The following is a 22,462-nucleotide window of genomic DNA, read 5'->3' as shown; positions in this document are numbered from 1 at the left end:
CGTGCTGGACAGTGATCGTCCGGCCGGTAGGGTGCGGGCAGTGCGCGCTTCAAGCTACCTGGAAGGAATCGTGTGGAAGCCAACACTCGTGGCACCGGGCGTCTACCGGCTGCCTTCCTGACCCCGGGGTCCTCGTCGTTCCTCGACTTCCTGGAGGCCCACCGGCCCGAGCTGATCCCCGGCCGGCGCAGCCTGCCGGAGGGCGTCATCGAGGCCCCGCACGGCACGACCATCGTGGCCGCGGTCTTCGACGGCGGCGTGGTCCTCGCCGGCGACCGCCGCGCGACCATGGGCAACGTGATCGCCCAGCGGGACATGGAGAAGGTCTTCCCGGCGGACGAGTACAGCGCGGTCGGCGTCGCCGGCACCGCCGGCCTCGCCATCGAGATGGTCCGGATGTTCCAGCTGGAGCTGGAGCACTACGAGAAGATCGAGGGCACCGTGCTCTCCCTGGAGGGCAAGGCCAACCGGCTCACCACCATGATCCGGGGCAACCTCGGCATGGCGATGCAGGGCCTCGCCGTGGTCCCGATGTTCGCCGGCTACGACGTCGACCTCGGCCGCGGCCGGATCTTCACCTACGACGTCACCGGCGGCCGCTCCGAGGAGCGCGGCTTCGCCGCCACCGGCTCCGGCTCGGTCTTCGCCCGGGGCTCGATGAAGAAGCTGCACCGCGACGACCTGACCGCCGAGCAGGCCTCCACCATGGTCGTCCAGGCGCTCTACGACGCGGCCGACGACGACTCCGCCACCGGCGGCCCCGACCTCGCCCGCAAGATCTTCCCGATCGTCTCGCTGATCACCGAGGACGGCTTCCGCCGGCTCACCGAGGCCGAGGTCGCCGAGATCGCCGTCTCCATCACCGACCAGCGCCTGGCCCACCCCAACGGGCCGCAGGCCCCGCTGCTCTAGCCATCAACTGAGGAAGGAAGGGACGACCGCCGGTGTCGACACCGTTCTACGTCTCCCCCCAGCAGGCCATGGCGGACCGCGCGGAGTACGCCCGCAAGGGCATCGCGCGCGGTCGCAGCGTGGTCGTGCTCACGTACGCCGACGGCATCGTCTTCGTCGCCGAGAACACCTCCCGGGCGCTCCACAAGGTGTCCGAGATCTACGACAAGATCGCCTTCGCGGCGGTCGGCCGGTACAACGAGTTCGAGAACCTGCGGATCGGCGGCGTGCGCTACGCCGACCTGCGCGGCTACACCTACGACCGGGCCGACGTCACCGCCCGGGGCCTGGCCAACGTCTACGCACAGACGCTCGGCACCATCTTCTCCTCGGTCGGCGAGAAGCCCTACGAGGTCGAGCTGATCGTCGCCGAGGTCGGCCGCACCGGCGACGACGACCAGATCTACCGGCTCACCCCGGACGGCTCGGTCGTCGACGAGAAGAACTACGTCGTGGTCGGCGGCAACGCCGACTCGATCGGCAACTACCTCGGCCAGCGGCACCGCAGCGGCTTCTCGCTGACCGAGGCGGTCAAGGTCGCCGTGGACTCGCTCGCCCGCGACCCCAACGGCGGCAGCCCGCGCGTCCTCACCCCCGACCAGCTGGAGGTGGCGGTCCTGGACCGCCAGCGCTTCCAGCAGCGCAAGTTCAAGCGGATCCTGGGCGGCCAGCTCGCCCGGCTGCTCGACGGCGACCAGTCCGCGGAGACGGACGACACGGACGGCCCGGCCGGCTCGGCGGAGCCGGACGGCACGGAGAAGCCGGCGGCCACCCCGCCGGGCGACTCCGACCAGTAGTGCCCACGGGGTCCCGTGCCGCGGCCGTCACCGGCGGCGGCACGGGACCCCGGTGCCCCTGCGGCGGCCCGGACGGGCTTTCGCGGAGGCGGTTTCGGACAGCTCCCATCAGAGAATGGATGGCCCATGGACCGCCGAATTTTCGGGCTGGAGAACGAGTACGGCGTCACCTGTACGTTCCGCGGGCAGCGCAGGCTGTCCCCGGACGAGGTCGCCCGGTACCTCTTCCGCCGCGTAGTCTCCTGGGGCCGCAGCAGCAACGTGTTCCTGCGCAACGGTGCCCGCCTGTACCTCGACGTCGGTTCCCACCCCGAGTACGCCACCCCCGAGTGCGACGACGTCGTCGAGCTGGTGACGCACGACAAGGCGGGCGAACGCATCCTCGAAGGCCTGCTGGTCGACGCCGAGCGGCGGCTGCACGAGGAGGGCATCGCCGGGGACGTCTACCTCTTCAAGAACAACACCGACTCCGCCGGCAACTCCTACGGCTGCCACGAGAACTACCTGGTGGCCCGGCACGGCGAGTTCTCCCGGCTGGCCGACGTGCTCATCCCGTTCCTGGTGACCCGGCAGCTGATCTGCGGCGCCGGCAAGGTGCTGCAGACCCCGCGCGGCGCGGTCTACTGCGTCAGCCAGCGCGCCGAGCACATCTGGGAGGGCGTCAGCTCGGCGACCACCCGCTCCCGGCCGATCATCAACACCCGCGACGAGCCGCACGCCGACGCCGAGCGCTACCGCCGGCTGCACGTCATCGTGGGCGACTCCAACATGTCGGAGACCACCACCCTGCTCAAGGTGGGCTCCACCGACCTGGTGCTGCGGCTCATCGAGGCCGGCGTGGTGATGCGCGACCTCACCCTGGAGAACCCGATCCGGGCCATCCGCGAGGTCAGCCACGACCTCACCGGCACCCACCAGGTCCGGCTCGCCAACGGCCGGGAGGCCAGCGCGCTCGACATTCAGGAGGAGTACTACACCAAGGCGCTGGAGTTCGCCGACCGCAAGGGCATCAACACCGGCACCGTCGCGCGCGTCCTCGACCTGTGGGGCCGCACCCTGGAGGCGGTCAAGACCGAGCGCCTCGACGGGGTCGCCACCGAGATCGACTGGATCATGAAGTACAAGCTCATCGAGCGCTACCGCGAGAAGCACCAGATGAGCATGAGCAACCCGCGGGTCGCCCAGATCGACCTCGCCTACCACGACATCCACCGCCGCCGCGGCCTGTTCTACCTGCTCCAGGCGAAGAACCAGGCGCAGCGGGTGACCACCGACCTCAAGACCTTCGAGGCCAAGTCGATCCCGCCGCAGACCACCCGGGCCCGGCTGCGCGGCGACTTCATCCGCCGGGCGCAGGAGCAGCGCCGCGACTTCACCGTCGACTGGGTGCACCTCAAGCTGAACGACCAGGCGCAGCGCACCGTGCTCTGCAAGGACCCGTTCCGGTCCGTGGACGAGCGGGTGGAGAAGCTCATCGCCGGCATGTGACCCGGCGTCGGCGGGGAACGGCCCGCGGGCCGTCCCCTCCGGCGGTGTGATCTTCGTGGCGTCCGGTCCCGGTGGTGTCTACCGGGACCGGACGCCGTCTGCGCATACGCTGTCCGTCGAGTCCGGAGCCGGAGTCCGGAGAGCCGACTTTGACCGACAGTTAGGAACGCCGTGCGCCGCACCGCCGGGTTGCTTCTCACCCTGCCCCTGCTGCTGGCGGTGGCCTGCAGCAGCTCCACCAAGCCTGCCGGCCAGGCCACGCCCACGGCGTCGCCGACCGCCGCGCCCACCGTGCCCACCCCGGTGAACGAGGCCTCGCCGATGCCGACGCTGTCCGGCGGGGGCTTCGGGAGCAAGGCCACCATCACCATCCCCGAGGGCCAGCAGCCCAGCGGGCAGTTCGTGGTGAACACCGTCAGCGAGGGCGACCGCTCCGCGGTCAACAAGGGCGACTGGGTGACGGTGAACTACACCGCCAAGGACTGGACCACCGGCAAGGACCTGCCGAGTTCCTACGACTCCGGCGGCAAGCCGCAGCTCTACCAGGCGGGCAGCGGCCAGCTGGTGCCGGCCTTCGACCAGAGCGTGATCGGCAAGAAGGTCGGCAGCCGGCTGCTGGTCGTCGCCCCGCCGGCCGCCGCGTTCGGCACCCAGGGCTCCACCCAGCTCGGCGTCGGCCCCGGCGACACCGTGGTCTTCGTGCTCGACATCATGGAGAGCCTGCCGCCGGACTCCACGCTCTCCGGCACCATGACGCCGCCGCCGGCGAACCTGCCGCAGGTCAAGGACAACGGCAAGGCCCCCGTCACCATCACCGTGCCGGCCGGTCAGGCGCCGCCGACCGACCTCCAGCAGGCCGTGCTGATCAAGGGTGAGGGCAAGCAGGTCAAGTCCGGGCAGACCCTGGTCGTGCAGTACACCGGGGTGCTGTGGAGCGACGGCCAGCAGTTCGACTCCTCCTGGACCCACGGCGGCGCCCAGGCGCTGCAGATCGGCACCGGCAGCGTCATCGAGGGCTGGGACAAGGGCCTGGTCGGCCAGAACGTCGGCAGCCGGGTGCTGCTGGTGGTGCCGCCGGCGCTCGGCTACAAGGACCAGGCGCAGGGCGCCGTGCCGGCGAACTCGACCCTGGTGTTCGTGGTGGACATCCTGGAGGCCGTGTAGCGCCCGGCGGATCCGTGGAGATCCCTTGCGCGGGCTGGTTCGAGCCCGGGGGGATTCCGTACGCTTGGGCGGGCGCTCGCACGGGCAAGCGCCCGCCCTCATCCTGACCTGTCATACTGCCCTCGCACTGTGGTAGGCGCCGCCGGCGTCCGGGGTCCGGGCGGGCAGTGCGACAGCACCCCGGCGCCACCACGCCGGCCGTAGACCTCGAAGACCTCGTGGCGAGATGGATGGGGAGTCATGTCTGAGAAAGCGTCGAGCCCGGGCGGGTCCGGTACCGCGCACGGTAACTCCGCCGGAGACCCGGCCGACTCGCGGCCCGGCGGCCCGCTCCCGGGCGACGGCGAGTCGATCGTCGTGCCCCCGGCGATCCTGAAGCAGCAGGCCGGGTGGGGCGGGTCCGGGGAGGCTCCGCGGACCGCGGGGACGAAGACCGAGGACGCCCCGCAGATCTTCGCCTCCACCGTGCGCCGCCAGGACACCTCCGAGGCCGGGTACGACGAGAACCCGGGCAACGTCGGCAAGCTCGGCGTGATCCTCGGCACGGTCCTGGGCGTCCTGCTCATCGGCAGCGCCGTCACCCTGTACCTGGTGAACAAGGACGGCTCGTCGGACGAGGCCGCCGCCAAGCCGGACACCGCCAAGTCCGCCCCGGCCACGCCGACCACCGAGCCGGTCCCGCCGATCAAGGACAGCGCCAAGGTGCTGCCCAACGTCACCGGCGACTTCGGCAGCAAGGCCACCATCGAGGTGCCCGCCGAGCAGGCCGACGGCAGCTTCGTCGTCAAGGTCCTCTCCGAGGGCAACGGCCCCAAGGTCGAGAAGAACTCCTGGACCTCGGTCGACTACACCGGCAAGGACTGGAACACCGGCAAGGACATCCCCTCGTCGTACGACGACAAGGGCAAGCCGCAGATCTTCCAGGCCGGCACCGACGCGCTGATCCCGGCGCTCGACCAGGCCGTCGTCGGCAAGAAGGCCGGCTCCCGGCTGCTCGTCGTCGCCCCGCCGGCCGCCGCCTTCGGCGCCCAGGGCAACCCGAGCATGTCCATCGGGGCGAAGGACAACCTGATCTTCGTCATCGACATCCGCAACAGCAACGCCCCCGACGCGGTGGTCAGCGGCACCGTGACCCCGCCGCCCGCGGACTTCCCGCAGGTCAAGGACAACGGCAAGAAGCCCGCCGAGATCACCCCGGTGCCGGGCGCCGCCGACCCGACCGAGCTGAAGAGCCACGTCCTCATCAAGGGCGAGGGCCGTAAGGTCGAGAAGGGCGAGAAGATCCTCGTCCAGTACACCGGCGCCCTGTACAAGGACGGCAAGGTCTTCGACTCCTCGCTCAGCAAGGGCCAGGCGTTCTCCTTCCCGCTCGGCGGCGGCCAGGTCATCGCCGGCTGGGACCAGGGCCTGGAGGGCCAGACCATCGGCAGCCGGGTCGAGCTCGTCATCCCGGCCTCGCTCGGCTACAAGGACCAGGCCCAGGGCGACATCCCGGCCAACTCCACGCTGGTCTTCGTCGTCGACATCCTCGACGCCGGTCAGGGCTGATCCACTTTCGGGTGACAATGGTGTGCGTGTGACCTTCGGGCCCGGCCGCGTGGCCGGGCCCGTACGGGCGGGGGGGGGGCGCGGCCGGGGGGGGGGGCGCCCCCGGGGGGGGGGGGGCCCCCCGGGGGGGGGGGGGGGGGGGGTGTGGGGTGGGGCGCGCCGCGCCGCCCCCGCGCGGGAAGGCCGGGTGCTCAGCGCCGCCCGGAACGGCGGTCGCCGGAGCGGCGGTCCTCCGAGGCGCCGCCGCCGGCCAGCCCGGCCCGGCGCAGCGCGTCCGCCATGGCGCTGTTGCCCAGCGGCGCCGACCCGCCGGAGCCGCCCCGGTCACCGCGGTCGCGGCGGTCCTGCCCGCGCCCACCGCCCTGAGCACCCTGACCGCCGCCCTGACCGCCGCGGCGCTCCTGGCGCGGCGGACGGGCCTGGCGGTCGCCACCGCGCCCGCCGCCCTCGCCGCCGCGCCCCACCTCGTCGTCCAGGCGCAGGGTGAGCCCGATCCGCTTGCGCGGCACGTCCACCGAGGTCACCCGGACGGTCACGATGTCGCCCGGCTTGACCACCTCGCGCGGGTCCTTGACGAAGTTCTTCGACAGCGCCGACACGTGCACCAGGCCGTCCTGGTGGACGCCCACGTCGACGAAGGCGCCGAACGCGGCCACGTTGGTCACCACGCCCTCCAGCACCATGCCGACCTCCAGGTCGCCGATCTTGTCGACGCCCTCCTTGAAGGTCGCGGTGCGGAAGGCCGGACGCGGGTCACGGCCCGGCTTGTCCAGCTCGCCGAGGATGTCGGTGACGGTCGGGACGCCGAAGGTGTCGTCGGCGAAGTCGCCCGGACGCAGGGTGCGCAGCCTCCCGCTGTTGCCGATCAGCTCGCGCAGCTCCCCGCCGGTCGCGGCGAGGATCCGGCGCACCACCGGGTAGGCCTCCGGGTGCACGCTGGAGGCGTCCAGCGGGTCGTCGCCGCCGGGGATCCGCAGGAAGCCCGCGCACTGCTCGAAGGCCTTCGGGCCGAGCCGGGACACGTCCTTCAGCGCCTTGCGGGTGCGGAACGGGCCGTTGGCGTCCCGGTGGGCGACGATGTTGTCGGCCAGCGTGCCGGTGATGCCGGAGACCCGGGTGAGCAGCGGGGCGGAGGCGGTGTTGACGTCCACGCCGACGGCGTTGACGCAGTCCTCGACGACCGCGTCCAGCGAGCGGGAGAGCTTCACCTCGCTCAGGTCGTGCTGGTACTGGCCGACGCCGATCGACTTGGGGTCGATCTTGACCAGTTCGGCCAGCGGGTCCTGCAGCCGGCGGGCGATCGAGACCGCGCCGCGGATCGACACGTCGAGCTCCGGCAGCTCCTGCGAGGCGAAGGCGGACGCCGAGTAGACCGAGGCGCCGGCCTCGCTGACCATCGCCTTGGTGAGCTTCAGCTCCGGGTGGCGCTTGATGAGGTCCTCGGCGAGCTTGTCGGTCTCCCGGGAGGCGGTGCCGTTGCCGATCGCCACCAGGTCGACGTCGTGCTTCTTCGCCAGCGCCGCCAGGGTCGCCAGCGCCGCGTCCCACTTGTTGGCGGGCTGGTGCGGGTAGATCGTGTCGTACGCGACCACCTTGCCGGTGGCGTCCACCACGGCGACCTTCACACCGGTGCGGAAGCCCGGGTCCAGGCCCATCGTGGCGCGGGTGCCGGCCGGGGCGGCGAGCAGCAGGTCCCGCAGGTTGGCGGCGAAGACGCGCACCGCCTCGTCCTCGGCCTCCGCGCGCAGCCGGCCGCGCAGGTCGATGCCGAGCCGGACCAGGATCCGGGTGCGCCAGGCCCAGCGGACGGTGTCGCCCAGCCACTTGTCGGCCGGGCGGCCGTGGTCGGCGATGCCGAAGCGGGCGGAGATCCGCTGCTCGTAGTCGTTGGCGCCGGGCAGGTCGCCGGCCTCCTCGCCGTCGTACGGGGACAGGTCGAGGTCCAGCACCTCCTCCTTCTCGCCGCGCAGCATCGCCAGGATGCGGTGCGAGGGGAGCTTGGTGTACGGCTCGGAGAAGTCGAAGTAGTCGGCGAACTTCGCGCCCTCCTGCTCCTTGCCCTCGCGGACGGTGGCGACCATCCGCCCGCGCGTCCACATCCGCTCGCGCAGCGAGCCGATCAGGTCGGCGTCCTCGCCGAACCGCTCGACCAGGATCGCCCGCGCGCCCTCCAGCGCGGCCGGCGCGTCGGCCACCGCCTCGTTCAGGTAGCCCGCCGCCAGCGCGGCCGGGTCCTGCGTGGGGTCGGCGAGCAGGGTGTCGGCCAGCGGTTCCAGGCCGGCCTCACGGGCGATCTGCGCCTTGGTGCGCCGCTTCGGCTTGAACGGCAGGTAGATGTCCTCCAGCCGCGCCTTGGAGTCGGCGGCCAGGATCCGCGCGCGCAGCGCGTCGTCCAGCTTGCCCTGCGCCTCGATCGACTCCAGGACGGCGGCGCGCCGCTCCTCCAGCTCCCGCAGGTAGCGCAGCCGCTCCTCCAGGGTGCGCAGCTGCGCGTCGTCCAGCGAGCCGGTGACCTCCTTGCGGTAGCGGGCCACGAACGGCACCGTCGCGCCGCCGTCCAGCAGCTCGACCGCCGACTTCACCTGCCCCTCGCGGACGCCCAGTTCCTCGGCGATCTTCCGCTCGATCGCCTGCTGGGCCCGCTGGGCCGCCTGTTCGACTGGCGTGGTCACGAAGCCGGTCACCTTCTTCAGAGTTGCTGTCCGTACCCCGGCATTCTCGCAGCAACCCCCGACACCCCCGCCCCGCCCCGGCACCCCGGGCGTGGCGGAGCCGCCCGCGGCCGCGCTCAGTAGCCGTCGTCGACGGTGCGGTCCGGAGCGCCGTCCGGGCCGAGCCCGATCAGCACGGTCTCCTTCTCCTTCACCAGCCTGATCCGGTCCGGGCCGTCCCAGCCGACCTCGGGCATGCCCTGCCAGTCGCCGTTGACGTACGCGAGGTGCCAACGGCGCGTTCCCGGGCCGGAGCCCTCGTCCACCGAGACGATCCAGTACGGGTCGATCAGCGCGTACCCCTCCTCGACCACCAGGCGGCGGTCCGACCGCTCCGGCGCGGCCTCGGAGCGGATCGTCCGCTCGTCGCCGCCGGTCAGCAGCGGCCCGAGGAACACCCAGAGGAGTACGGCACCCAGCAGCATGAGGCCGATGACACCGTCGACGGCGAACCTGGCCCACGGCCTCCAGTTCGACGCCAGGACGCCGACGAACAGCAGCGCGAGCACCAGCGTGCCGAACAGCGCCGGGTGGTCCAGCCATTCGCGCAGCACCAGCAGCCCGCCGGAGGCCCGGTTCGCCCGGCCGAGCACGGCGGCTCCCGCCAGCGCCGCCGCGATCCCGAGCGCCCCCCGCGAAACCCAACGCCTCCCCGAAATACTCATGTTCTCACCCTAGTGTTCGAAATCCGCCTGAGCGCGGGGCCCGTCGCGGCGTACAGTGCCGGGCATGTGCGCAGCCGCTCGGACGCCCGACCACATGCACGACGACGACCACCGCTACAGCCCGCTGCACGATCCCCTGCACGACCGTCTGCACGACGACGAACCCCTCATCGACACCGGCCTGGTGCGGCGGCTGATCGCCGCCCAGTTCCCGCAGTGGAGGGGCCTGCCGCTGGCCGAGGCCGGGTCCACCGCCACGGACAACGCGATGTTCCGGCTCGGGCCCGAACTCGCCGTCCGCCTCCCCCGGGCCGCCTGGGCCGCCGGGAACCTCCGCCGCGAACGGTACTGGCTCCCCCGCCTCGCCCGGCGGCTGCCGGTGCCCGTCCCGGCGCCGGTCGGCGACGGCCGGCCGACCGTCGGCTATCCCTGGGACTGGTCGGTGCTGCGCTGGCTGGACGGCACCAACCCGGCCCCGGGGTCGGTCTCCAATCCGGTCCAACTCGCCTACGACCTGGCCGACTTCGTCACCGCGCTGCGCGCCGTCGAACCGGATCCGGACGCTCCGCCGGCGCTGCGTTCGGGGCCGCTGTCGAGCCGCGACGCCGCCACCCGGGCCGCCCTCGGACGGCTGCGCGGGGTGATCGACACCGAGACGGCGACCGCCCTGTGGGACAAGGCCCTGCGGCTGCCCGAGCACACCGGGCCGGCCGTCTGGGTGCACGGCGACCTCACCCCCGGCAACCTTCTGGTCACCGGCCAACGGCTCGGCGCCGTCCTGGACTTCGGCCTGCTGGGTGTCGGCGACCCGACCGTCGACCTGCTGCCCGCCTGGAGCCTGCTCCCGGCCACCGCCCGCCCCGCCTACCGCACCACCCTGGCCGTCGACGACGCCACCTGGGAACGCGGCCGCGCCTGGGCGCTGTCCCTCGCGCTCGTCCAACTGCCCTACTACCGCACCACCAACCCGCCGCTGGCCGCCAACGCCCGGCACGTCGTCCGGGAGATCCTGGCGGACCGCAGCGTGTGAGCGTCAGCCCCTGTGAACGTCAGGCCCCGTGAACGTCAGGCCACCTGGGCGGCGGAGCGCGTGAACGTCAGACGTGGCGGGTCGGCTCGGCGGCCCCCGGCGGCAACGGGGTGCGGGCCGCCTCGGCCTGCCAGGTGCCGGCCAGTTCGGCCGGGAAGCGGCGGCCGCTGCGGGTCAGCACCAGGCCGGGCGTCAACTCGACCTCGTCGCCCGGCCGGAACGCCCGGTCGGTCCCCGGTGCCAGCGGCTCCCACGGGCCCAGGTGACCGCGCCGCCCGGCCACCCGCATCCGGCTGCCGTAGGTGCTGGTGTCCCGCACGGTCACCGAGCCGCCGCGCACCGAGACCGTCAGGTGCCGGCGGCTGACCCGGGCCGCGCGCTCGGCCGCCAGCAGGCCGAGCAGCGCGATGCCGTCCCGCGCCGCCCCCGGCGCCCGGCCGACGGCCGTGCGCGACCCCTCGTCCAGCGTGTACCGGGCCACGCACTCGCCGTCCAGCACCACCTTGACCTGCGCGGCACCGGGCCGGGCCCCGTCGTCGAGCAGCGGTACGCCGTGCAGTTCGCAGGTCGGCACGCCCCGGCGCATCCGCGGCAGCATCACCCGCCCGCCCCGGTGCACGCTCTACAGCGTGCAGCGGGCCTCCGGGCAGCGCCAGGCCCGCCCGACCACCTCGACCAGCGGCTTGGCGGCGGCCGTCAGCAGGCCCTGCTTCTTCAGCGCCGACAGCTCCATCTTCTTGGAGATCTCCGCGCCCGTCCGGTACCCCATGTCCAGCGGCACCAGCCGCACCGCGCCCCGGCCGGCCGCCTCCGGGCGCAGGAACTGCCAGGTGTTGCCCTGGATCCACGGGTGCTCGATCCGGTGGTCGTCGTAGTGGTCGGCGGTGACCACCTGGATCCCGGTCATGCCGGCGATCTCCAGCACCCGTTCGTCGGCGTCCGGCACCTCCTCCACCAGCCCCTCGGCCACCCACCGCGCCAGCGTCCGGGCGTCCGCCTCCTCGGCGAACTCCCGCCGCCCGCCCAGCAGACTGCGGTCGGCCACGCAGTAGACCGCCACGTCCCGGTCCCCGGTCAGCCGCACCAGCGCGTCCACCACCAGGCCCAGGCGGTGCAGCGACCGCGGCGCCGGACCGCCGAGGTCGGTCCGGCGCACGACGTTGGAGAGCTCCACCAGGTAGTCCGCCCGGTCCGCGGACGTGGCGAGGTTGCGGTCGAGGGCGCGGTGGCGGCGGTGCTCCATGAGGCCTCCGGTGCGGTCGCGGTGCACGGGACGCGGCGGGCGACACACCTGCGGACGCCCCGTCACATCCACTCCATCATCGCCGATCCCGCGCCCGGCCGCCGGGGGCCGGCAGCGCGTCGACGAGACGGTTGACCGCCCGGTCCCGCCGCCACGGCGGGAACCGCGGCACCCGCCGCAGCGCCTCCACGCTGGCGGCCAGCTCCGGCGAGCCAAGGTGGGTCCGCCGGCCGGTGGCGTCGAGGCGGCGGACGAACCGGCGCACCGCGCCCGGGCTCCAGCGGGCCTCGGACCTCATCGGCACCTCGAACGGCCAGACCACCGGCGGCCCGCCGGCCGGCTTCAGCCAGAGGTAGGAGTCCTCGGTCCCCGGCGCCCGCTCGGTCACCGAGCCGATCGTGAGGAGGAACATCGCGGTGTTCTGCACCAGGGACTTGAGACCGATGTCCCGGACCTCCACGTCGAGTTCCTCGATCTCCTCCCAGCGGAAGCCTTCCGTCCCCTCCTGGCGCAGTCCGTCCCGGTCGAAGACCGGCACCCCGGCAGTGCGCTCCCCGCGCCCCAGGTGTGCGCCGCCCGGTTCGCACCGGAGCGGACCGTACATCGGTGCCATGCCGTGCTCCTCTCTGCGCGGATACGGCGTTGCCCGGCGACCGGACACGACCGGTCGCCGGGCAACGCCTACTTCGGATCCTTCAGAGGCTTCCCGGAGAAGCCGTCATCACGCGAACAGGTCCCGGAACCTCCGGAAGCGCTCGGTGACGCTGTTGATCGTCGTCTGCACCTTGTTGTAGTAGACGTATTCGTACTTGGTCGCCAGCTGGTTCCCTCCGATGATCGCCCACGGTGCGTACTTGTGGAACCTCGCCGCGAACGTGCGCGGCGCGTAGCTGGCCCCGCTCGCCTTCGCGAGACCGGAGATGCCCGCGGACCAGCCCTTGGTCAGGTTGTTGTACCGGCCGGCCATGCCGGCGAACTTGGACGCGTTGGCGAACCGTCCGAAGCCGCCGACGGCCGCGTTGAGCACGGTGTTGCGCGCCTGCCGCTTGGCCTCCGTCCAGTGGCCGCCCGAGGCGTACGAGAGGGTGGACAGGCCTCCGGTCACGGCCGAGACCGCCTTCATCTGCGGCACCCAGATGCCCATGACACCGGTGGTGGCCGAGACGGCGCCGAGGGTCTTGCCGACGACCATCGACCCCTTCTTCTTCCACCAGTCCTTGATGCCCTTGCGCCCGTCGAGGTCCGTGCAGCCGATCGGGTCGGCCATGCAGTACTCGTAGGCGTTGGCGCTGCCGCCGGGGACGGGGTCCACGGACAGGAAGCGGCCGGTGGCGGGGTTGTAGAGGCGGACGCCCATCAGGACGATGCCGTCCTGGGCCTCGGCGGAGCGCTGCTTGCCGCCGAGCCAGCCGTACCGGGCGGCGGGGGTGCCCGCCGTCGGGTTGCCGTACTCGTCGGAGTCGAGGAGGACGGGGCCGGTCAGGGCGGTGTCGGTGACCAGCACCACCGAACCGAAGAGGTTGGTGAGCTGGAGCTTGACGGTGCCCTGGTCGGTGACGGTCGCGGACAGATCGCCGTCGGTGCCCGGGACGTTGCGGGTCCAGGCGCCGGCCGCGTTCTCGACGGTCCAGCGCGGGATGTCGCCGCCGGTGCCGAAGTGGTGGACGCGGGTGGCGGTGGTGGACCAGCTGCCGTCGGCCTGCTTGGCGGCGGTGGTGCTGCCGTTGAGCCGGCCGACCGGGTCGAGGCTCCAGGTCTGCTTCGTGGTCGCGGTCTCCTGGGAGGCGACCAGGTCGTTGACCCGGTAGCCGACGGCCGCGGTCGGCGTGGTGAGCGTACGGCCGAACGCGTCGTAGGTGTAGCCCGCGTCGGTGACCCGGTCCGCGCTGTCGTAGGCGGAGTTGACCGTCGTGGCGCCGGCGGTGGTGCAGGTGCCGTCCCCGGCCGGGCCGGAGGTCGCCTTGGCGGTGCGGTTGTAGTGGACGTCGTAGGTGTAGGCGCGGGTCGTGCAGCCGGTGGCGACCGAGCTCTGCTCGGCCTTCACCAGGCGGCCCAACCGGTCGTAGGAGTAGGTCTTGGTGCCGTTGGTGCTGGTGGTCCTCGCCACCTGGGCCTGGGTGGACAGGTCGTTGCTCTGGGACCAGACCACCGTGCCGTCCGAGGCGCGGGTGTAACTGCGGGCGACGGCCTTGCCGGAGGCGTTCAGGGTGTCCTTGCGGACGATGCCGCCGGGGTAGGTCTGCTCGACGAGCTGGCCGTCCGGGCTGTACTTCGCGGTGAACTCGCCGGCCCTGCTGTCGTTCACCGAGGTGAGCAGGCCGCGCGGCTCCTTGGCGCGGTCGTAGGTGAAGGTGGTGACGCCGGTCGGGTCGGTGACCTTGACCGGCTTGCTGAACCTGTCGTACTCGGTGGTGGTGGTCGCGCCGTCCGCGTCGGTGTACGAGATCGTCCGGCCGAGCACGTCCTGGACCATGGTGACGGACTTGCCGCCCGCCGTGGTCGACAGCACCTCGCCCGTCGCCGGGTCGTAGGCGGTGACGGCCTTCGGCACCGCCTGGCCCTCGTCGGAGGTGACCTCGGTGGACACCGTCCGGTCGACGGCGTCGTAGCCGGTCACCGTCGTCCGGGTCTTGCCCGCGTTGGTCTCCACGACCTCCTCGGGCTTGCCGGTGCGCGAGTACCGGGTGACCTGCTTGACCGGCAGCGTGGTCGGCATCCGCGCCGCGTCCGCACCGGTGACGTCCGCACCCGGCGCGGTGACGCAGGACTGGCCCGCCCACTCGGGACGGTTGCCGCAGGCCGCGTTCGCGGCGTTGGCCCCCGCCGTGTAGTAGGTGTACCTGGTGGTGCCGGCGTCGGCCGCGTCGGAGCCGGGGACCCGGATCTCCTCGGGGTGGCCCTGCGCGTCGTAGCGGGTGGTGGTGGTGAGCTTGGCGCCCAGCGCGTCGGTGATCACCGTGGTCGGCTTCTTCACCACCCAGCCGGCGGTGCCGCCGATCGCGGTGCCGTAGCCGTTCTTGGTGACCCGCAGCTCGGCGTCGTCGGCGTAGCCCTCCAGCCGGGCGCCGTCGGTGACGGTGGTGGCCAGGTGGTAGGCCTGGCCGTCCGGCTTGCCCTCGTCGTAGGTGTTGGTGTTGTGGTCGCGGACCACCACCGAGGTGCCGGCCGGGAGGGTCGGGTTGACGGTGGTCTTGGTCAGCGTGACGGTGTCCAGGCCGGCGTGGAAGCGCTCGCCCTGGCTCGCCGGGTTGGTGCCGGTGATGGTGAGCTTGAGCTCGTGGTCACCGCGCGCCAGCCGGATCGCCTGACCCGTCGCGTACGCGACCACCGCCGGGTCGGCGGCGTAGGTGTCGATCGGCTGGCCGAGGTTCTGCCCGTCGATCGCGAACTGCACGATGCCGTGGTCGTTGTACTTGGTCAGCTGGCCGGAGAGCAGGTACTCACCCTCCTCCGGAACGCTGACGCGCACCACGTCGTAGCCGCCGGCCGCGGTGGCCCGCACGCTCAGGTGCGCGCCGCCGGACCAGGTGAGGCCGCAGCAGTTGCTGTCGACCTGGACCGGCACCGTGGCCCCGAGCTGCGGCAGCTTCTCGGCTTCCGCGGTGACGGTGGCCGGGGTTGTCTGGCCGTTGACCTGCTCGGACAGCGAGGCGCGGTAGACCGGGCCGAGCGTCTCGACGACGTCCTGACCGTCGGCGGTGTAGGCGGTGCGCGAGTCCAGCAGCCGCGCCCGGGCGGCGGATTCCGCCGGCAGGTTCAGCTCGGTCGCGTACCGGGCCGCGTCCGGGTGGGTCCCGAGCGCGATCGCGCGGTTGGTCGCCTCCAGGGCGCGCACGACGTGGCCGTAGCGGTCGTACTCCTTGGTGTCGATGTCACCGCCCGGCGTCACCGACGGGGAGGCCGTGTTGACCTCCTGGCCGTTGGCGTTCAGGTAGTGCACGGCGGCCGGCTTGTAGCCGTCCGCGCCCGGCTTGGCCGGGATGGCGGTGCTGGTGCCCGGGTCGTCCTCCGGGTCGAACACGGCCGTGGCGTCCGTCGGCGCGTCCAGCTGCGCCCACCTGGCGACGTCCGCGCCCGCCAGGTCGTACGGACCGCCCGCGGCGCGGGTCAGCGGCACGTCGTAGACCACGGTGATCGCGGTCTCGCCGCTGACCTGGTCCTTGCTGCCCTGGACCAGCGCCTCGCGGCGCACCTTCAGCAGACGCCCCGGGTCCTGGTCGGCCGCGGCCTTGCCGAAGTCGTAGTTCCAGGGCAGGTGCCCCGCCGCCGTGGTCCGGACGACCCGGCCCGCGTCGTCGTAGGCGTAGCCGGTCTTCAGCGGGCTGGTCTGCCGCGGGTCCCAGGTCTCGACCAGGCGGCCCTTGTCGTCGTACGCGTAGTGCGCGACCTCGACGGCCTCCTGCCGGGAGGTCGCCGGGTTCCACGACCACACCTTGACCGCCTTCACGCGGTCCAGGTGATCACCGGGCGCGGTGGCGGTGGCGGTGGTCGTCATGGCGTACTCGTACTCCATGACCTCGCAGCCGCGCGGCAGCGGGTCCACCGAGCAGCGGTTCACGTCGTCCACGCCGGCCTCGACCGGCGGGATCACCCGCTTGACCAGGGCCCGGCCGTCGGCGGTGTCGTACTGGTAGCGGGTCGCCGAGGCGGCACCGGGGCCGATCTCGCCGACCACCTGGTAGCTGTTCGAACCGGCCTGCCGGTCGAAGACGGTCTTGGTCCCGTCCGGCTCGGTCAGCTCGTAGGTGGTGCCGCTGGTCTGGACGTCCCAGACCTGGTTCGGGCCGGCCCAGCACCACCAGATCGAGGCGCCCCGGTCGGCGTCCAGGCACTTGCCGGACTGGTGGTTGAGCACCATGCCGTCGGTGCGGACGTCCCACTTCTGGTTGTCTCCGCCGTTGCAGCCCCACAGCACCAGCTGGGTGCCGTTGTCGACCGCGCCCCAGGGGTTGTCGAGGCAGTAGCCCATCAGCCGCAGCGTCAGGTCGTCGCCCCGGCTCCACTGCTGGTTGGGCGCGCTGGTGCACGGCGCGGGCCGCAGCGTGGCGCCATTGCCCGCGGCGCCGTTCGGCACCTCCAGGCAGGAGCCGTTGGTGCTGAGCACGATCGCGCCGGAGGTGGCCGGCACCGCCTTCAGGGTGAGCGACTCGGCCCCCGGCTCGGGGAAGAACGTGCCGTCGGTGCCCTTGGCGAAGGTCAGCGAGGCGTCGTCGTTGCCCTTGATCTCGACCAGGTCGGACTGCGGGAACGACAGCGAGCGGAAGTCCGAACCGCCGCCCGCCATCGGACCGCCGGCCCACTGCGGGCCGAACGGCGCGACGATCTCCCTCAGCGACAGGTCGTCGAAGTAGACCTGCTTGTCCGCCGCGGTGAAGCCGTTGTAGAGACGGAAGAACGCCTCGGTGGCGTCCTTGGGAACGGTCATGTCGACGCTGAGCTGCTGCCAGCCGTCGGTGAAGCCGGCCTTGCCGGAAGTGGTCTTGGTGTAGTCGTTCCCGACCTTCACGAAGCCGGCGAGCCGCAGGCCCCGGTCACCGAAGTCCGGGTTCAGGCCGGTCGAGCCCGGCACGTAGATCCAGCCGGTCAGGCGGTAGGTGCGGCCCGGCTTCATGCCGAGTGCCAGGGTGTTGTCGGGGCCGACGCCCGCATAGGAGTCGATCTGGCCGGTCGGCGTGACCAGCAGCGAGTCGGTCGAGCTGTCGTGACCGCGGACGGTCGAGCGGGACAGCGTCGCCAGGCCGGCCGAGAACCCGTTGGTGTCGGTGCCGATCTGGCGCTGGTTGGTGGTCAGGCGCTCGCCCTGCGGCTGCCAGCCCCGGTCCGTGCCCCGCGAGGAGGAGGTGCGGGTCACCGACATCCCGAACTCGCTGACGTCGGTGGCGCTGGTGGAGTAGTCACCGGTCAGCAGGTTCACCGTACCCGGACCGGCCTCCGCGCTCGCGGCGCCGTCGGCGTTGCGGTCCACGGTGAGGGTGTTCCACACCGTCGTGTAGCCCGCGCCCGAGCCGTCCTCCGGGAACAGCTTGGCGCGGACCTGGACGACACCGCCGACGTTGCCCAGGGTGTCCAGGACGTTCCAGTTGGCGTGCGGGCCGAGGTCCGCCAGACGCGGCTTGTCCTCGGTCACCGGGGTGTTGTCCGCCTTGGTCAGGTTGACCCGCGGCACCGCGTACTCGGTGGCACCCGGACCACGGCGGTACTCGTACACCACCCGCTTGAACTGCGCCTGCGCGTCCACGGCCAGCTTGACCCGCTTGGCCGCCTGGGTGCCGTTCACCGGCGAGCTGATCCCGGCCTGGCCGACGTGGAACACGTACTCGGCCGGCGGGGAGAGGTTGCCCGCGCGGTCCTTGGCCTGCACGCTGAGCACGCGCCGGCCCTCCGTGGTCGGGGTGATCGACGTCGTCAGCGTGGTGCCCGCGTTCACGGTGACCGCCGTGCCGCCGTCCAGGGTGTAGACGTACGCGGCGACGTCGTCCGTCCCGGCCGGGGCCGAGAAGGTGAACGAACCGGCCTGGTTGGCCGCCCCGTGCCACAGCCCGTCCGCCGGGTAGTCGGCGGAGGTGACGAACGGCGTGCCCGGCTTCACGGTGTCCACCACGAACGGCGTGGTCACCCAGTTGGAGCGGGACTTGCCGTCGTCCAGCACCGAGGAGATCGAGTACTGCACGCCCTCGTCGAGCTTGGCCAGGCCGAAGTCGGAGGCCTGGACCGAGGCCCACGCTCCGCTCGGCGTGTCCTTGGGGATGCTGCCGATGAACGTGCCGCCGCGCCACAGGTCGAAGTAGACCTTGACCGCCTCGCCGTCGTCGTCCGCCGCCTGCGCCAGGAAGCGCGGGTTGGCGTCCGCGACGTACTTCGGGTTACCCGGCTGGGACGGCTGGATCTCGACCGACGCGGGGGTCCTGGGGACCGAGTTGTAGGTGATCGAGATGTACGGCGCGGCGCCGCTCTGGGCGGAACCGAACTTCTTCCAGGAGAGGCTGCTGTTCTCGTCCGTCGCCTTCAGCAGCATGCCGTAGTCGTTGTAGCCGAACTGCGCGAAGTGCCGGATCATCGCCGTGACGTCGGTGTTCGTCCAGCCGGAGCCGTCCGGGGCGGTGCAGTGGTGGGAGTCCCCGCCGTCGACGTCGTAGGTCTCGTACGTCCGGGTCCACATCTGGTTCCCCTGGGGCTCGTTGCCCCAGCGGGTCCACCAGGCGGCGCCGCCCGCGTCCCAGACCTCCCACTGCTTCGGAGTGCAGGAGGAGGAGTGGAAGTTGTAGAGGTGCAGCTTGGCGTCGATGACCTGCTTGCCGTTGAACGACCCGCCCGGGATCGTCAGGTACGAGCGCGCCTTGACGCTGCCGTTGTAGCTGCCCAGCTTGAGTTCGTCGGAGCCGGAGGCGTCGAAGTTCTCGTTGTTCTGGACGTAGGTGTCGAAGGTGGGGCCGATGTCCACGACCGGGTCGATGGTGACCGGGTACCGGGTCTTCTCGTCGGCCAGGAACGCCGCGTCCGGGGTGAACACCAGCTCGGTGTCCGCGCCCTCGCCGCGCACCTGCATCGTCACCGGCGCCCGGTTGAGGTGCTCGCCCGAGGCCTCGTCGAGCGCCGCGTCCCACATCACGGGGGCCGGGATCTTCACGGCCTCCTTGCCGGTCGCCTTGTCCAGCAGCTGGATCGAACCGTCCTGCTGCGGGGCGACGTTGAGGCCGGTGGTGTCCAGCGGGATGGTGACCGTGCCGGTCTGCGTGACGGCGGAACGGTTCTTCACGATCAGGAACTGCTCGAAGCCGGTCCGGGTCGCCTTGAGCACCAGGTCCACGCCCGGGCGGGCGTCGACGTAGGTCGCCTGGCTGCCCTCCAGCTTCGGCTTCGGGAGCTTGCCGAGCCAGCCGAAGCCGACCTGCCGGTCACCGGAGCCGATCTTCACCAGTTCCCGCTCGGCGGGCCCGGCGGGCTCCGCGGGCCCGGCTTCCGGCGCCTCGGCCGCCGGGGCGCCCTTCGCCTTGGCCGCGGCGCCCGGTGCGCTGTCGCCCACCGTCACCCCGGCCTCGCCGCCGGCCAGCACCAGCCCGCCGGGGTGCGCCTTCGGCGCCACCTTCCCGTCGGGGGTCTGCACGAGCGTGGTGTCGACCGGCACCCACTCCTTGCCGTCCTCGCCGGCCTTCATCCGGACCTGGCCGGTGGACCGGTCCGAGGTGAGCGTCCCGTCCGGGTTCGCCCACAGGGTGGTGAACTCCGTCCGCGCCCCGGTCACCTCGACCCGGTGCCCCTGCAGACGGGCCGCCAGCAGCGCCGACGCCTCGTCGGGAGCCTCGTCGGTCGGCGTCGCGGGCTGCGGATTCTGCGGACTCTGCGGATTCGCCGGCGTCGGCGCCGCGAAGGCCGGCGAGGCACTCAGCGCCTCGGCGGCCACACCGCCCTGGACGAGCAGACCGAGCGTCAGAGCGGCCGATATCGGCCGCCTCCAGCGCGGGGAGGAAGTCCCGTCCGCGACCGCGGACGGGATCTTGGAACGTCCTAACATCAGATCCTCTTCGAAGGAGTGCCATGAACGATTCAGGCCCTCTGGCCCGTCGGAGAACCTCTCATCGCCACACCCGCCCCAGGGGTAGCCACCCGTATCGATCGGATAACGATGCATCGCCCACGATGCAGATTCTGATGCCATGTCATCTCACAGACTGCTATGGGCGATTCAGGCGCCTTTCCCCCACCGAACCCGGTTTCCACCGGCCCCTCCCCAGCCCCCGGGTCAGACGGCGTACTCCATCCAGCCGAAGACCATCACCACCGCCTTCTTCGCGGCACACACGCCCCGGCGCCCCATCGCCACAAAGGTGACGAAGGCGAGGAACACGCCCACCATCGCGAAGGCGATCACGCCCACCTTCGGCCCCACCCCCACGGTGACGAACAGCAGCGCCGGGAGACCCGCGACGACCGGCACCCCCGAGGCCGCTTCGCGAAGCACCCCGAACCACGGGACCGGACCGGACCGCCCCTTCCGGACGCCGTCATCGACGACCACGTGCCCGGTCGTCCCGCACACCCCCTTGTCCGCCACAACAATTCCCCCCTCCGGCCGGAACCGGCCGACCACCCCGCCGTATTGCACACGGACCGCCGCCCGGCCCGGTCGGCCGCGCGACCCCTCCAGCGGATCCGGAACTCTTCTGATTTATCGTCAGTTTACGTGCGGACGCGCGCCGTTCATGATACTTTCGGCCGTCCGGCCGGATCGCCGGAAAGCCTTCCCCGGCGGCGGTGAGCGGGACCGCATAGGGTGCGAACATGACACGTCACCTGACTTTCGAGGGCCCGTACAACTTCCGCGATCTGGGCGGCTATCCGGTCGCCGACGGGCGGGCGGTCCGCTGGGGCCTGCTCTACCGTTCCTCCTCGCTCGGCCGGCTCACCTCGGCCGCCGACCTCGAACGGTTCCGGACGCTGGACATCGGAACCGTGATCGACCTGCGCTACCCCTGGGAGATCGCCCGCAGGGGGCGGATGCCGGAGCTGGACGGCGTGGCGTACCACAACCTCTCGATCGAGCACCGGCCGTACGACCAGGCCGAGATAGACCCGGAGCTGGACCCGTGGCGGTACCTGGCGGACCGGTTCGCCGAGGTGGCCGAGGACGGCGTCGCGGAGATCCGCACCGCCCTGGAGCTGATCGCCGGCGCCGAGCGGCCGGTCGTGTTCCACTGCGCCGCCGGCAAGGACCGCACCGGGCTGATCGCCGCCCTGGTGCTCACGCTGCTCGGCGTCGGCGAGGACGACGTGGCCGCCGACTTCGCGCTCACCGAGCTGGTCACCGCCCGGCTGGTGGCCGACTGGCACACCGCCAACCCGGGGCGCGCCCTGCGCTGGCCCGCCTTCGGGCGCGCGCCGGAGGAGGTGATCCGGCTGGCGCTCGCGGACCTGACGGCCGCGCACGGCTCGGTGCACGGCTACGTCACCGACCGGGTCGGGGTCGACGGGGTGCTGATCGACCGGCTGCGGGAGCGGCTGCTCACGGCGTAGATCGGCGACAGCGAGAACCGGCCATCGGCCCTCCGGAATGACAATCGCATGAAAAAGAAATCGATCACCCACTAGATCGGAAGATGGCACGGTGGATCGATATTCGACAGAAAAAGCCGATATCCAGGATTTTCCGGCGAATGTCGATCCGCCCCTTGCCAAGCCCCGACTCCCCCGCCCCATTCGGCCGAATGGCCGAAAAAAATAGTGCTGAGCACCTGTTCGTGCACGCTAAGGTCATTCCCGCGGCGGCTCGGCCGACCGGGTGACCACGACCGTTTCGGTCGGACCTCCGCTCCTTTCCTTTTGCCTGCATGACTCCGCCCCGCCCGGCGGTGTCACCGAAATGATCGGACGGAACATGCACGCAAAGAACACCGCCGACCGCCCCCGCCGCGCCGCTCGCACGCTCGTGCGAAGCGTTCTGGTCGCCGCCGCGCTACTCGGCTTCGCCGGCGCCGGCCCCGCCCTCGCCGAGGGCTCCTGGACGTCCCACATCAGCAAGTGGGGGCCCGGCTCGGAGTCCCGCCGCTGGGCCGACGGCGACCGCGACGACGTCGTCACCTCCGTCACCTTCCAGGGCTGCGCGACCAGCACCAACGACTTCAAGGACGCCGCCCTCCAGCTCTACAAGGACGTCTTCGGCCCCGACAAGGCCTACGGCCACCGCTCCAACCACTGCGACACCTCCAGCTGGGGCGACCAGAGCTCCGGCGACTACTACTTCGCGCTGGAGGGCGTGCGCAGCGGCGACAAGCTCTGGGTGGACACCGTGACCACCCGCTACTGACGCCCCCGCCTCGCCCCGTCTCGCCCGCCCCTCGACCCGCCCCGCCCCGGCCGCGGTGCCGGCG

At 72.0% G+C, this 22,462-nt stretch carries 15 protein-coding genes and 1 pseudogene; 9 read left to right on the top strand and 7 right to left on the bottom strand.

Features of this window, described 5'->3' with window-relative positions; all coding sequences use genetic code 11:
• Nucleotides 1-43 precede the first annotated feature (43 nt).
• The 6 genes and pseudogenes from ABT093_RS28065 to ABT093_RS28040 all read left to right on the top strand — a co-directional run.
• A pseudogene (locus tag ABT093_RS28065) lies at nucleotides 44-121 on the top strand (endonuclease VII domain-containing protein); the annotation flags it as partial.
• Nucleotides 118-912 (top strand): proteasome subunit beta, encoded by a 795-nt coding sequence (gene prcB / locus ABT093_RS28060; protein WP_350569233.1) that lies wholly within the window; start codon nucleotides 118-120, stop codon nucleotides 910-912. The pseudogene ABT093_RS28065 and the gene prcB, both read left to right, overlap by 4 nt.
• A 32-nt stretch (nucleotides 913-944) precedes the next feature.
• Complete coding sequence (prcA, locus tag ABT093_RS28055) at nucleotides 945-1,748, top strand: proteasome subunit alpha (protein ID WP_350569193.1); 804 nt, start codon at nucleotides 945-947, stop codon at nucleotides 1,746-1,748.
• Between the two features lie 126 nt (nucleotides 1,749-1,874).
• A complete protein-coding gene (gene pafA / locus ABT093_RS28050; RefSeq protein ID WP_350569192.1) occupies nucleotides 1,875-3,236 on the top strand; it encodes a Pup--protein ligase in 1,362 nt (453 codons plus the stop codon).
• 171 nt (nucleotides 3,237-3,407) lie between these two features.
• Nucleotides 3,408-4,400 (top strand): FKBP-type peptidyl-prolyl cis-trans isomerase, encoded by a 993-nt coding sequence (locus ABT093_RS28045; protein ID WP_350569191.1) that lies wholly within the window; start codon nucleotides 3,408-3,410, stop codon nucleotides 4,398-4,400.
• A 240-nt stretch (nucleotides 4,401-4,640) separates the two neighbouring features.
• A complete protein-coding gene (locus tag ABT093_RS28040) occupies nucleotides 4,641-5,948 on the top strand; it encodes an FKBP-type peptidyl-prolyl cis-trans isomerase (protein WP_350569189.1) in 1,308 nt (435 codons plus the stop codon).
• A 191-nt stretch (nucleotides 5,949-6,139) separates the two neighbouring features.
• Here ABT093_RS28040 and ABT093_RS28035 read toward each other — a convergent pair whose 3' ends face one another.
• Nucleotides 6,140-8,620: a Tex family protein gene (locus ABT093_RS28035; RefSeq protein ID WP_350569188.1), complete on the bottom strand. Its 2,481-nt coding sequence runs from the start codon at nucleotides 8,618-8,620 to the stop codon at nucleotides 6,140-6,142.
• Nucleotides 8,621-8,736: 116 nt separating this feature from the next.
• Nucleotides 8,737-9,324, bottom strand: coding sequence for a hypothetical protein (locus tag ABT093_RS28030; protein WP_350569186.1), 588 nt, complete (start codon nucleotides 9,322-9,324; stop codon nucleotides 8,737-8,739).
• A 64-nt stretch (nucleotides 9,325-9,388) separates the two neighbouring features.
• On the opposite strand from ABT093_RS28030, the gene ABT093_RS28025 reads away from it, so the two are divergent.
• On the top strand, nucleotides 9,389-10,354 hold the full coding sequence (locus ABT093_RS28025) for an aminoglycoside phosphotransferase family protein (protein ID WP_350569184.1): 966 nt from the start codon (nucleotides 9,389-9,391) through the stop codon (nucleotides 10,352-10,354).
• A 67-nt stretch (nucleotides 10,355-10,421) separates the two neighbouring features.
• Here the strand turns inward: ABT093_RS28025 and ABT093_RS28020 are convergent, their stop codons facing one another.
• The 5 genes from ABT093_RS28020 to ABT093_RS28000 form a co-directional block, all read right to left on the bottom strand.
• Nucleotides 10,422-10,973, bottom strand: coding sequence for an FHA domain-containing protein (locus tag ABT093_RS28020; protein ID WP_350569183.1), 552 nt, complete (start codon nucleotides 10,971-10,973; stop codon nucleotides 10,422-10,424).
• Nucleotides 10,974-10,976: 3 nt separating this feature from the next.
• Complete coding sequence (locus tag ABT093_RS28015; protein WP_350569181.1) at nucleotides 10,977-11,597, bottom strand: hypothetical protein; 621 nt, start codon at nucleotides 11,595-11,597, stop codon at nucleotides 10,977-10,979.
• Between the two features lie 76 nt (nucleotides 11,598-11,673).
• Nucleotides 11,674-12,210, bottom strand: a complete 537-nt coding sequence (locus ABT093_RS28010) for a hypothetical protein (protein WP_350569180.1) — start codon at nucleotides 12,208-12,210, stop codon at nucleotides 11,674-11,676.
• A gap of 108 nt (nucleotides 12,211-12,318) precedes the next feature.
• On the bottom strand, nucleotides 12,319-20,109 hold the full coding sequence (locus tag ABT093_RS28005; RefSeq protein WP_350569178.1) for a ricin-type beta-trefoil lectin domain protein: 7,791 nt from the start codon (nucleotides 20,107-20,109) through the stop codon (nucleotides 12,319-12,321).
• Between the two features lie 228 nt (nucleotides 20,110-20,337).
• Nucleotides 20,338-20,613, bottom strand: coding sequence for a hypothetical protein (locus ABT093_RS28000; protein WP_350569176.1), 276 nt, complete (start codon nucleotides 20,611-20,613; stop codon nucleotides 20,338-20,340).
• A 263-nt stretch (nucleotides 20,614-20,876) separates the two neighbouring features.
• Between ABT093_RS28000 and ABT093_RS27995 the strand changes: the two genes are divergently transcribed.
• Nucleotides 20,877-21,608 (top strand): tyrosine-protein phosphatase, encoded by a 732-nt coding sequence (locus ABT093_RS27995; protein WP_350569175.1) that lies wholly within the window; start codon nucleotides 20,877-20,879, stop codon nucleotides 21,606-21,608.
• Nucleotides 21,609-21,969: 361 nt separating this feature from the next.
• Nucleotides 21,970-22,398, top strand: a complete 429-nt coding sequence (locus tag ABT093_RS27990; RefSeq protein ID WP_350569174.1) for a hypothetical protein — start codon at nucleotides 21,970-21,972, stop codon at nucleotides 22,396-22,398.
• Nucleotides 22,399-22,462: the final 64 nt, after the last annotated feature.

This window comes from Kitasatospora sp. NPDC002551, assembly GCF_040296005.1.
In the GTDB taxonomy this organism is placed as follows: Bacteria; Actinomycetota; Actinomycetes; order Streptomycetales; family Streptomycetaceae; genus Kitasatospora.
The sequence above is the reverse complement of the archived record's forward strand: the minus strand, read 5'-3'. Positions and strand labels throughout refer to the sequence as shown.